At 57.4% G+C, this 11712-nt stretch carries 10 protein-coding genes; 4 read left to right on the top strand and 6 right to left on the bottom strand.

Annotated features, from left to right (window positions below):
• Positions 1-154 precede the first annotated feature (154 nt).
• Positions 155-664, bottom strand: a complete 510-nt coding sequence (locus RRF56_RS16015) for a lysozyme (protein ID WP_410510620.1) — start codon at positions 662-664, stop codon at positions 155-157.
• A 450-nt stretch (positions 665-1114) separates the two neighbouring features.
• On the opposite strand from RRF56_RS16015, the gene RRF56_RS16010 reads away from it, so the two are divergent.
• Together RRF56_RS16010 and RRF56_RS16005 are read left to right on the top strand one after the other, a co-directional pair.
• Positions 1115-2437 carry a pitrilysin family protein gene (locus RRF56_RS16010; protein ID WP_317034174.1) on the top strand — a complete coding sequence of 441 codons (1323 nt, stop codon included), beginning with the start codon at positions 1115-1117 and terminating at the stop codon, positions 2435-2437.
• 27 nt (positions 2438-2464) lie between these two features.
• Positions 2465-3325: a fructosamine kinase family protein gene (locus RRF56_RS16005; RefSeq protein WP_317034173.1), complete on the top strand. Its 861-nt coding sequence runs from the start codon at positions 2465-2467 to the stop codon at positions 3323-3325.
• Positions 3326-3333: 8 nt separating this feature from the next.
• Here RRF56_RS16005 and mnmG read toward each other — a convergent pair whose 3' ends face one another.
• From mnmG to RRF56_RS15990, 3 genes are all read right to left on the bottom strand, one after another.
• Entirely contained in the window at positions 3334-5256 is a 1923-nt protein-coding gene (mnmG, locus tag RRF56_RS16000; protein WP_317034172.1) for a tRNA uridine-5-carboxymethylaminomethyl(34) synthesis enzyme MnmG, read from the bottom strand.
• A 177-nt stretch (positions 5257-5433) separates the two neighbouring features.
• Complete coding sequence (locus tag RRF56_RS15995; protein WP_317034171.1) at positions 5434-6345, bottom strand: HAMP domain-containing sensor histidine kinase; 912 nt, start codon at positions 6343-6345, stop codon at positions 5434-5436.
• 730 nt (positions 6346-7075) lie between these two features.
• Positions 7076-8296: an aminotransferase class V-fold PLP-dependent enzyme gene (locus tag RRF56_RS15990; RefSeq protein ID WP_317034170.1), complete on the bottom strand. Its 1221-nt coding sequence runs from the start codon at positions 8294-8296 to the stop codon at positions 7076-7078.
• Between the two features lie 459 nt (positions 8297-8755).
• Between RRF56_RS15990 and RRF56_RS15985 the strand changes: the two genes are divergently transcribed.
• Positions 8756-10351, top strand: a complete 1596-nt coding sequence (locus tag RRF56_RS15985) for a TM0106 family RecB-like putative nuclease (RefSeq protein WP_317034169.1) — start codon at positions 8756-8758, stop codon at positions 10349-10351.
• Positions 10352-10391: 40 nt separating this feature from the next.
• Here RRF56_RS15985 and RRF56_RS15980 read toward each other — a convergent pair whose 3' ends face one another.
• Positions 10392-10835: a DUF6918 family protein gene (locus tag RRF56_RS15980; RefSeq protein ID WP_317034168.1), complete on the bottom strand. Its 444-nt coding sequence runs from the start codon at positions 10833-10835 to the stop codon at positions 10392-10394.
• Between the two features lie 169 nt (positions 10836-11004).
• A complete protein-coding gene (locus RRF56_RS15975) occupies positions 11005-11214 on the bottom strand; it encodes an RNA-binding S4 domain-containing protein (protein ID WP_317034167.1) in 210 nt (69 codons plus the stop codon).
• 135 nt (positions 11215-11349) lie between these two features.
• Between RRF56_RS15975 and RRF56_RS15970 the strand changes: the two genes are divergently transcribed.
• Entirely contained in the window at positions 11350-11691 is a 342-nt protein-coding gene (locus tag RRF56_RS15970) for a hypothetical protein (protein ID WP_317034166.1), read from the top strand.
• The last annotated feature ends 21 nt before the right edge of the window (positions 11692-11712 follow it).

Below are 11712 nucleotides of genomic sequence, written 5' to 3'. Positions count from 1 at the left end.
TAAGCACGTTCGAACGTGCTTAGGGAAAATGACTTAACCGGCCTGGCTACAGCTATACCTAATATTCGCATTTTATCGGCGCACACCTAGCCCCCCTTGGGCTGCCCCCAGATCCACACCGTATTTTGCAGTGTTGCCGAAAAATTATGCAACCCTACAGGAACTGTCGCCAGTTTTCGCTGCGAAATAGCGCCCGCTCGGCGCGCCGCCGCCGCTGTAAACCGGGCATCACATTCCCCCCCGCATAGACCCAGCGACCAAACTCCTCAGCTGCTCCCGCGAAATCGCCAGCATTGACTTTTTTCAGCAACGTCGACGCCTGAAGGTTGCCCGCGCCAACGTTAAAGGTAAACGACACCAGGGCCGAAAACTGGTCACTGGTCAGCGGGCGAGTGACGGCAGTAGCGACCGCCTTTTCGTATTTAGTAAGGTCACGCTTGAGAATATCTTCGGCCTCAGCACGGGTGATGGTGAGCCCTGGAAAGACTTGGGGCGGCCCCGCTGCCGAGGTGTGGCCATAGCCAATAGTCCAAGGCTCTCCCCCAGTACCAGGGTCGGGGTAGGCTGTGAGGCCCAGCCCTTCAAACCCCTTAATAATCTCTAGCCCGGCAGCGTTAATGGTGTTGCCTGTAGAAGGCGGCGGCGGTGGCGGCGGTGGCGGCATAGGCTGAGGTTCTGGCGCACCCGTGCCAATGGACACAGTCATGGCACGGGGATAATCGTCCCGCAAAAACCACGTTTTAAGACTGCCAATATTGACTACCTGCTCCTTAGGGTTGCTGGTAGAGGGATACTTGGTGATGCGAGAGATCCAATAACCTCCCTGCATTAGGTAAATCGCAATGTCTGTCTCTTTTATCCAGGTTCCCATGTAACCTCCCCGGAACAGTCCGCATACCAGGAATCTACAATACTTTCAGACTTATGAATCATTTAGTTCTAGGATTGTGCCCCATTCACAGAACAATGCCCCAATTCAATCTCTTTTCAGGCTGGCGATCGCCGGTTCGCGCTCAACCAGACCTGGGCAGAATCCGGCAGATTTTCCCAGCCAGGCGATTCAGTCGTTAAGATATTCGAAGCTTAACGTTTTGCCAGGGTCCTAATTATTTCTATGGCTTTGCTCGCTGCGACCGCTGATCTGCCTTCTCGTCTGGTGTCGCCTACGATTCGCCGTCTGCCCAACGGATTGACCGTGATTGCTGAGCAAATGCCGTTAGATGTGGTCAATCTAAGCCTGTGGCTGCGAGTGGGTTCGGCAGTGGAAAGCGATGCCATCAACGGGATGGCTCACTTTCTAGAGCACATGATCTTCAAGGGCACTCAGCAACTTCAGTGCGGCGAGTTTGAGCGCCGGGTCGAGGATCGAGGGGCCTTTACCAATGCCGCAACCAGCCAAGACTACACCCAGTACTACGTCACTACGGCACCGCAAGATTTTGCCGCTCTAGCACCCCTGCAAATTCAGATGGTGATGGCTCCCCGCCTTAGCGACGAAGACTTTGAGCGAGAACGCCCCGTCATTTTAGAAGAAATTCGCCGGGCCGACGACAACCCGCGTCGCCGCAACTACGCCCGCACCATGGAGCTGGTGTTTGAGCGTCTACCCTACCACCGGCCGGTGCTAGGGCCAGCAGCGGTGGTGGAGGGGCTAACTGCCCAGCAAATGCGTGAGTTTCATAGCACCTGGTACCAGCCCCAGAGCATGACGGCGATCGCGGTGGGCAACCTACCCGTCGAGACGTTGATTGCAACAGTGGCAGAAGGCTTTGAGCGAGCTATGGCCGAGAGAGCCACGGCGGCAGCAGCCACGCAGTCTAATTCGATGGAGCGGTTTAAGCCGCTATTGCCCGGCGACCTAGAGCCTGCGTTTACCACTGTGCAGCGGGCGGTCCATACCGATGTCTCGCTCACCCAGGCTCGATTGGTGATGGCTTGGCGAGTACCGGGCGTGGCCCAGCTAGACGACACCTACGGGCTCGATATTTTGGCCTCAATTTTGGGGCGAGGGCTAACCTCACGCCTGGTGCGCGACTTGAGAGAAGACCGCAAGTTGGTGACTAGCATCAGCTGCAACAACATGACCCTGGCTCACCAGGGGGCGTTTCTGATCTCGGCGCAGTTGCCGGCTGAGCACTTAGAGGTGGCAGAGGCAGCGATCGCTCAGCACATTGCCACCGTGACCCAGCAACGGGTCAGTTCGACAGAGCTGCGCCGGGTTCAGACCCAGGTGGCTAACCGGTTTATCTTTGCTAACGAAACTCCCAGCGATCGCGCCGGGCTATACGGCTACTACCACACCCTCACGGGCGATATTGCCGACGGCATCAACTACCCGGCCTATATTCAGCAGCTGGGCGTAGACGAGGTACTAGAGGCCGCCCAGAGCCATCTCTCGAGCGAGGCCTACGGGGTTCTCGCGGTGCACCCAGCTTAGGCCAATCGATCATCAGGTGAGGAGAGCATGTGGACTGCGATCGCTCAGCATATCAGCGCCAAAACCGGGCAAGCCTTCACCATTCAAGAACGGCGATCGGTGAGTGGTGGGTGCATTAACCAGGCCTACCAGATCAACGACGGTGCCCAGGCGTTTTTTATCAAGCTCAACCAGGCATCGCAGGTAGCTATGTTTGAGGCCGAAGCCCTGGGCCTCAGCGAGATGTATGATAGCCAGACGATTCGGGTGCCCAAACCCCTGTGCTGGGGCACCGTAGATGGTTCAGCCTATATCGTGATGGAATGGCTCGACCTGGGCGGCAGTGGCGAGGCCTGGGGGCCGATGGGCAGCGCTCTAGCTGCTATGCACCGGGTCACGAGCGACCAAGGCTTTGGCTGGCGGCAAACTAACACCATTGGGGCTACCCCCCAGCCCAACCCCTGGACTGAGACCTGGCTGGAGTTTTACCGAGAACAGCGTCTGCGCCACCAGTTTCGCCTGGCGGGTCGTCGCGGCGGGCGGTTTCCGCGACAGCACGAGCTGCTGATGGCGCTCCCCGATTTGTTAGCTAGTCACCACCCAGCTCCAGCCTTGGTGCATGGCGACCTGTGGTCGGGCAATGCGGCAGTGACTGCCGAGGGTGAACCGGTGATTTTAGATCCGGCGACTTACTATGGCGATCGCGAAGTCGATCTGGCCATGACCGAGCTGTTTGGCCGCTTCCCGGAGGCGTTTTATCGCGCTTACAATGCAGCCTACCCCTTAGAGGGAGGCTACGCTACCCGCAAAATTTTGTACAACCTGTATCACGTCATTAACCACTTCAATTTGTTTGGCGGCAGCTACGAAGCCCAGGCCAATCGGATGATCGACCAGCTGCTGCGCTAGTCAGCTGCTTAGGGTTTTGCACCGACAGGCTCAGGTAAGTGATCGCGGCGCGATCGCATCTCCAAATACACCAGCAGCGCATTCACATCGGCGGGGTTGACACCGCCAATGCGCGAGGCTTGGCCAATGGTGAGAGGCTTAATCTGGTTCAGTTTTTCTCGCGCCTCTTTAGAGAGGGTTTCTATGGTCATGTAGTCCAACGATTCGGGCAGTTTGCGGTTAGTGTTTTTAGCCACCTGATCAATTTGGTTCTGCTGTCGCTGAATATAGCCCGAGTACTTGATATCGATCTCGGCTCCTTCTTTCTCTTCCCGCAGCAGATCGCCATGGCCCAACCCATAGTGTTCTAGCGTCCCGTAGTGAAAACCAGGACGTCGTAACAAATCGGATAGGGTAATCGAGCCTTTGATGCGCTGATCGGTATCCGCCGCAATTTGCTGGCCGAGGGCATCATGCTCTTTGATACGAGTGACGTGCAGGCGCTCTTTTTCGGCGGCAATGTTGGCATATTTGTCGGTAAACGTCTCCCAACGGCGATCGTCAATGAGCCCAATCTCTCGACCCAGGGGAGTGAGGCGCTGATCGGCATTGTCCGATCGCAGCAGCAGCCGATACTCAGAGCGCGAGGTTAGCATCCGGTAGGGTTCTCGCAGGTCTTTGGTGCAGAGGTCATCGAGCAGGGTACCAATGTAGCTGCCTTCGCGGGGCAGCACCAGTAGCTCTTGCCCCCGCACCAGTCGGGCCGCATTTACCCCGGCCACAAAGCCCTGGGCCGCCGCCTCCTCATAGCCGGTGGTGCCATTCACCTGGCCCGCACAAAATAGCCCCTCGACGCGCTTGGTCATCATGGTCGGGTAGCACTGGGTAGCGGGCAGATAGTCATACTCCACAGCGTAGGCAGGGCGCAGCATGGTGCAGCGCTCTAGCCCTGGCAGGGTGCGCAGCATCGCCAGCTGCAACGTCTCAGGTAGGCCAGTAGAAAAGCCCTGCACATAGATCTCAGGAATGTCGCGCCCTTCGGGTTCTAGAAAAATCTGGTGGCTGTCTTTGTCGGCAAAGCGAACGATTTTGTCTTCGATGCTAGGGCAGTAGCGGGGGCCTTTAGAGTCGACCCAGCCGCCGTAGATCGGCGACAGGTGCAGGTTGTCGCGAATCAGCTGGTGAGTCTCTGCGGTGGTGCGGGTGAGGTGACAGGGCATTTGCTCACGCTCGACCCAGGCCTCGGGGTCAAAGCTAAACCAACGCACGTCTTCGTCACCGGGCTGAGGTTCTAGCGCGTCAAAGTTGATCGAGCGGCGATCGACCCGGGCTGGAGTGCCCGTCTTCAGCCGCCCGGTCTCAAAGCCCAGGCGGTTGAGGGTATCAGTTAACCCAGTGGCAGCAAATTCGCCCGCTCGGCCCGCCGCCATCGATTTGGCCCCAATCCAGATCGTGCCACCCAAAAAGGTGCCGGTGGTCAAAATTACAGCTTTGCACTTAAAAGCCATACCAAAGTAGGTTTCAACCCCGATGACTTCGTCGTTGGGGCCGAGCACCAGGTCGGTCACCATGCCCTCGCGGATCACCAGATTTTCCTGGTTTTCGACGATGGTTTTCATCACGGTGGCGTATTCACGCTTGTCGGTCTGCGCCCGCAAGGCCCACACGGCGGGACCGCGTGAGCTATTGAGCACGCGCTTTTGTAGGTAGGTGCGATCGGCCATTTTGCCAATTTCGCCCCCTAAGGCATCGACCTCGTGGGTGAGCTGCGACTTGGCGGGGCCACCAACGGCAGGGTTACAGGGCTGCCAGGCAATTTTGTCGAGGTTGAGGGTAATTAGCAACGTGCGGCAGCCTAGCCGCGCCGAGGCCAGGGCTGCTTCACAGCCAGAGTGGCCCGCCCCCACGACGACGACATCGTATTCATCTAAAAACTCTACAGAAGCGTTCATGCAGGCGGCTACTCAATGGGTGACGCAATTAGGGCCAGACATGATCAATTTTAGCGGGTCGGTGGAGCCAACACTGCGGCATTAGGCTCTGCCATGGTTGTCAGTGGCAGCAGCGTATGGGCAAAGATCGTTGGTAGGAGCCAATAAACCCGCCTGACGGTTCGCTCCAGCGGTGGGTTATCTCGCGGCTGGAGCGTCGACATGAGAGTTGTCTTCAGGGTGCGATCGCGGCATACGAACGGTAAAAGTGGTGCCTGCCTGCGCCGTCGAGACAACCTCTACCGTACCCCCGTGAGCAACGACAATCTCGCGCACAATGTACAACCCCAGGCCAATGCTACCTGGCACCCGCTGCGCTGTCGATTCTGGCAGGGTATGGCGCATGAGCGGATCAAAGATCGTGGCCAGCATCTCTGGCGGAATCGGCGGCCCTTCGTTATGCACGCTCAAGACTACGGTTGATGTATTTGAAGAGATCGATAAGTCAACTGGCCTTTCAGTTGCCCCGTGCTGCAGGGCGTTGCCTATCAGGTTAGAGACAACCTGGCGCAGTCGGGCCGCATCCCAGTCACCTGTGAGGTCGCCGTTTGGATGAAAGCGCAGCGTGCGCTGCGGGTAGGCAAGGCAAAATTCGTCGCAGACTTTGCAGCAAAGTTCTTCCAAATCAACCGGACCGCACGTCAGCGGCATCGCGCTGCCTAGCCCTGTCGACGCGAAATCGATCAAGTCGCTAATCAACCGCGTGATCGCCTGCGTGTTCGTCTGGATCATCGCCAGCGCTCTGGCAGAGCCAGGGCCTGCGGCTGTGGTGCGCGAAACCAGTTGAGCGGCCATGCTGATGCAGTTCAGCGGGTTGCGTAGGTCGTGGCCGAGAATAGCCAGAAACATGCGGCGCGACTGATCGACACGGCTGGTGTAGCTGCCGACGGCCTCTGCAAGAGATTGATCGAGCGACTCGTTGAAGCGGGTGATGTCGTCGATGGCACTGAGGTCGAGCTGCGGGTCGCTAAGGTACCACAGGCGGAGCACGCTGGCGCGCAGGGCGCGGTATTCAGCGACGACCTCCACAATGTCAAATCCTGAGCCCACACGGGCCACACCGTGCCGTACCGAGGCGTGGTCGAGCGGGTTGCTCGCGCCGCCGCCAGCGCCACCGTGCCCCTTAGACTTGCTTACCTGCTGCGCAGAGCTTTGGCCGACTTGCATATCCCGTGCGGTTGCCCGCAGCATCGCTTCGGCATCGTCCCGCAGGGCGGGCTTGGTCATCTTTGCCCCAGACTCGAGGCTGCGCGCAAACATTTCCCATTCTGCCAAGATCGGCTCGACGTTCCCCAGAATAAAGTCTGCCAGTCGCATCGATCCCTCTGTTGAGAACGGTTTAAGCATAGAGGAACGATACTTCAGGAGTGGGTGTAAACTTAGCTGCCTAGGGTCTCTGTAAAGACGATTAGCATAGGAATACGTCAGCTCAAATCTACCCAGAGATTGATTAGGTTAAAAAAATTACCATAGCTGTGGTCAGCCTAATCAAGACATCTCCTTTAAGAACGTTTGAACGTTCAAACGTTCTTAGGGCTTCTGGATGTCCTAACCCAGGTGATCATGGCTATATTTACTACAACCAACCTCACAGACTCAGCGCCAGCAGGCAGGGCAGGTTGATCATCGTCGCGATCGCCCACAGCCCAGAGCGTAGACACCTAGATGGTAATTCTGACCAAAACCGGGTGTTGCTGAAGTAGTTAGGAACCTCAGATCCCAGGGTTCTGCTCCGAGCTGATGGGTTGCAGCCAAGAACGCGGCTAGAACCCTGGGATCGTTAGCTCAGCCCCCTTTGCAGCGTAGTTTTGAGGCTTTCTACCAGTTCGTCTACCTCCGACTCCAGCGTCAGGTAGTGGGTGCAGGCTCGCACACAGTTGGGCGCTTGTAGAGTGCGCAAAAACACGCCCTGGGTTTCTAGCTCATCCACCAGCCGCTTGTGCCAGGCTGGGGAAGGTTGACCGTTCTCCAAAACCCAAAACGAGACTAGGCCAGAATCGGGCGGGGTTTGCCGCACCGGGCAAATCTCAGGCAGTTCTTGCAGCTGTGACCACAGCCGCTGGCTGAGGTCTACCAGGCGCTGGTATCGCTGGGCAGCAGTGCCCCATTCAGTCTGATGGGCGATCGCAGTTCGCAACCCCGCCAGCAGCGGGTAGTTAGAGGTGGCCACCTCATAGCGCTGGGCATTGGGCTTCCAGCCAGTGGGGTTGGCAGCGGCATCGGTGGCAATGCCCCGCCAGCCAATAAAGGTCGGAGCCATCTGCGCCATGGCCTCTGGGCGGATGTAAAGGCCTCCCAGACCGGCTGCGCCACACCACCACTTGTGGCCGGTAAAGGCATAGAAATCGACACCAAGGGCAGGCAAATCTAGGGGCAATGAGCCAACCGACTGGGCCGCATCTACCAGGGTGAGCACGGGTTGGGGGCGATCGCTACAGGCTGCCACAATGGCCGACAGCGGCAGCACCTGGCCTGTATTCCAAAAAATGTGGCTAATCACCAACAGCCGGGTGTTGGGTTGCAGATGCTGGGCCACTACCGCCGCCGGATCGCCACCGTTGACGGTTTCCAGCAAAGGGCAGGTGCTGTAGGTGACGCCAAACCGACGGCAGATTTCCTGTACGGCAGCGATCACACCAGGGTGTTCGCAGTCTGACAGCAAGATGTGATCGCCAGCATGCCACGCCAGCCCCCAAAGGGGAATGTTACACCCCACCGTGACATCTTCAGTGAGGGCAATGGTGTCAGCGGTGGTGTTTAGCTCACTGGCGATCGCGGCTCTGGTCTGGGCCGCTTCAGCGCTTATCCACTGGTTAGCCGCTCCTGAAAACGGCCCCACAGCTTGAATTTGTCGGTGGGCCTGAAAAATAGCCTCTAGGGTAGCCTGGGCCATCGGCCCCTGACCGCCATAGTTGAAGTACTGTTTGCCGACTAGGGCCGGAAACTGCTGGCGATGGGCCACAAGGCTATCGACCGATGGGTTAGACAGAGAATTGCTCACGCTGAAGACTTCGGTTCGGGGTCTTTTCAACCCTATACCACAGGGACTGCCTTAGCCCCTTTAGGAGTTCTAAGGTAGGCGATCGCCCTTTTGAACCCGCTGTTTCAAGCACAGTCTTTTAGCATGCTTGGCACCTCACCGGTCTAAACGACCGCACAGCCACCCTCATCCAGGACTCCTGGCTGGGCCACAACCACCTCGGCCTCCCCGGAAACCTCGATAGGGTATACCATAGCTTTTAGAGTAGTTGTAAACGCTGTCTTTTTGGTCTATACGACCTAAATGTTGGCATGACTTGTGGTCTTCTTTGGCTTTGGTTTGACACGCATCAGCGACAGAAATCGCTGAGTCACGCTTTGCGCGCCATTCTTTGCCACCTCATGCTCCGCACCGGTTTTTACAGGCCTCTGCCAATCAGCCCGTTCGGTTCTCGTTTTACTTTCTGTCACACAACGCGCTTTGTCTGCTAGTTACCCCCTGCCGTCACGTTTTAGTTCAGGGGATGGCTCACTCAGTCCCCTGAAGCTTCCGCCTGAGGTAACCACGCCCAATCTTCCGCTGATTCGCTGGATCACCGACGATGTGCTGTTTCACTATCAGCGCTGTAGTCGGCGGGCGTTTTTAGATCTTTACGGCGATCGCGCCCAACAAGCCCCTCCCTCTGACTATCTGCTCAAACTGCGCCAAGACAGCCTGAGCCATCGAGAGCGAGTGTTTGCCGACTACTCCCCCCTCTACCGACCCGAATTTGACTCCGGCGATTGGGCTACCGGAGCCAAAGCCACCCTAGATCTGATGGCAGAAGGAGTTGAGGCCATTCAGCAAGGGGTGTTAGTAGCCGATGCCGCCCTGCCCGGGGTGCAGCTGGTTAGCCAGCCCGACCTACTCATCAAGCAGCCTGGCTGGTCTTGCTGGGGCAACTGGGTATACGTTCCCGTCGATATTAAGCTTGGTAAAAAACCCAAGCTCGACTACCAAATAGTCGCTGCCTACCACGCCTACGTGTTGTCGCGGGTGCAAGGGGTCTGGCCCGATGCCAGCTGTTTGGCCCTCCGTGGTGGCCAAATGTACAGCATCGATCTCGGGCGCTTAGTGCTTAAGCTACAAACGGTGCTGAGCGACTGCCTGCGCGACCTACGCGGTGTTACCGTCCCAGAATTGTTTATTTCCCACAGTCGCTGCGACCTGTGCCACTGGTTTAGCCACTGCTACACCGAAGCCCAAGCCACCCGCCACCTATCGTTGCTGCCCGGCGTCACTCCGGCCCGCTACGAGTTTCTCAAACAGCACAACCTCACAACCGTGGCCGCCCTGGCCCAAGCCAGCCCCGCCTACCTAGCTCCTCTAACGGGCTTTGGCGAACAGGTAGCCGAAAAACTGGTACACCAGGCCCAGGCCCTGCGCGACAACCGGGCTATTCCCCGCAGTGCCCCCCACGCCCCCCACGGCTTTCCCCTGTGGCCTGAAGATTTGCCCGAAGGTGAGATCGAACTTTACTTCGACATCGAAGCGGCCCCTGACCAAAACCTGATCTACCTCCATGGGGTGCTGGTGGTTAACCATCGCACTGGCGAAACCAACTTTCATGCCCTACTGGCCGAAAGCCACCACGAAGAGCGCCGCGCCTGGAATGATTTTCTCGATCTGGTGCACACGTATCCCCACGCCCCGGTCTACCACTTCTGCCCCTACGAAGCACAGACGGTGCGCAAGCTAGGGCAGCTCTACGGCACTCCCCACCGCCAAATAGAGGCTCTGCTCGATCGCTTCTTTGACATACATAAATGTATTACCGACGGGGTGACGCTACCCATTGAGAGCTACGCCCTCAAACACATCGCCCGCTGGATGGGCTTTGACTGGCGCGATCAGGGAGCCAATGGAGCCCAGTCGATCTGCTGGTATAACGCTTGGGCCGAAACCGGCGATCGCACCTATCTCGACGCCATTCTGCGCTACAACGAAGACGACTGCCGCGCCACCTATCACATCAAAGACTGGCTGGTAAAATTTGCAGAGCCCTACTGGGATCAGCTTTATCAAACAATGGGCTAAGGCTAAGGCAGGCTTGGCTCTCAGCCCATTGAGAGTTAGATTATTGGGCAACCGTGCTGTAGGCACCCAAAATCTGGGCCAGATCAGGTACGGCCCCCGCCACATCGCCTTTGACTGACTGGCGCAGTTTGCTGTACGACGACTTCACCAACCCATTGTTGGTATTGGCGATGCGGCTGTCGGTCACACCAAGAATGACATCGGCGGCCTGAACTTGATTTTGGCTCAAATACGCCACCGGATCGCCGGCCTGCACCCCTTCGGCCCACATTGGCTCTAGGGCGGCCACAACCTCCGGCAAGATGCGCTCAATCGCCCCAGGAATATAGCCTGCGCCTACCCCTTTTACCACACCATAGGTGGCCTTAAGGGCCATGCCGCCTAGGCCGCCCTTGGTCGCCACCTGACGATCGATGAGTTGGGCACAGTCCGCCACCACTCTGTCCTTAACCGCTGGATCCTTTGTAATATCGCTTAACGCCATAACAGTACTCTTAAAGCCAATAACAGTTTTTAGACGAGTTTATCTAGCTCTATTGTTCATACCCGCTCAATCCAATCCCCATTTTCCTGGCCAGATTCGAGGGGGCTTAACAGATCTATGAACTTTACTCAAGCAACGGCGATCGCCCTCTTCCCACCGCCAGCCTCGACTACCCTAGGTTAGCCAGGTCAACCACCCAGGTCTGCCCCTCTAGCTCAATGCGATCGCCCGTCACCAGTTTGCGTCCCCGCCGCGTCTCAATATCGCCGTTGACCCTGACCACGCCATCCTGAATCATCAGCTTAGCCTGCCCTCCCGTGCCAACCGCCTGCATTTGCTTTAAGAACTGGTCAAGTTTGATGTACTCAATACTGGGCATAGCGCTAAAAAGAAAATAGTAACGACACAGTCAACAACAACAGAGTAATAGAAAGTCTTCAACTCTACAGGCTAGGCTGCCCCTTACACTCAGGATATAGGGTGTTTTTACCCTTGCCACTAGCGAAGAGGCACGATGTTGACCAACCACCAACTCCTGCAAGAACTAAGACAAAAACAACAGCAGCTAGAGCATTTTCGCCGCGCTGCCGGTAAATCACTTCAGGCGATGTTAGACCAGCACGATTGGGGGATTGTCACGGGGGCCGGTCACCGAGGACTGCCGCTACTCACCCTGCGCTTTGATCATCGCATCGCCCTTGACGATCCGTTCTTGCTGGCCCTAGCAGAAGAAGCTGAACAAACCTGGGGGCCTGTAGATTTTGCCCTGTTCTCTGGTGAAACCCATGACCCGGTCAGAGTGTTAAGCCGCACCCTCCTCGATCAGCGGTGGCGGTGGCGGCAGTCAAGCCGCTAGAGACGGGTCTAGCCTGTAGCG

Source organism: Nodosilinea sp. E11 (assembly GCF_032813545.1).
GTDB lineage: Bacteria > Cyanobacteriota > Cyanobacteriia > Phormidesmidales > Phormidesmidaceae > Nodosilinea.
Note: the sequence above shows the minus strand (reverse complement) of the source record. Positions and strands in the feature narration are given on the sequence as shown.

Bases quoted from the DNA above. Each gene is read 5' to 3' on its own strand.
- RRF56_RS16015 (WP_410510620.1), bottom strand. From the start codon at position 664: ATGCCGCCACCGCCGCCACCGCCGCCGCCTTCTACAGGCAACACCATT.
- RRF56_RS16010 (WP_317034174.1), top strand. From the start codon at position 1,115: ATGGCTTTGCTCGCTGCGACCGCTGATCTGCCTTCTCGTCTGGTGTCG.
- RRF56_RS16005 (WP_317034173.1), top strand. From the start codon at position 2,465: ATGTGGACTGCGATCGCTCAGCATATCAGCGCCAAAACCGGGCAAGCC.
- mnmG (WP_317034172.1), bottom strand. From the start codon at position 5,256: ATGAACGCTTCTGTAGAGTTTTTAGATGAATACGATGTCGTCGTCGTG.
- RRF56_RS15980 (WP_317034168.1), bottom strand. From the start codon at position 10,835: ATGGCGTTAAGCGATATTACAAAGGATCCAGCGGTTAAGGACAGAGTG.
- RRF56_RS15975 (WP_317034167.1), bottom strand. From the start codon at position 11,214: ATGCCCAGTATTGAGTACATCAAACTTGACCAGTTCTTAAAGCAAATG.
- RRF56_RS15970 (WP_317034166.1), top strand. From the start codon at position 11,350: ATGTTGACCAACCACCAACTCCTGCAAGAACTAAGACAAAAACAACAG.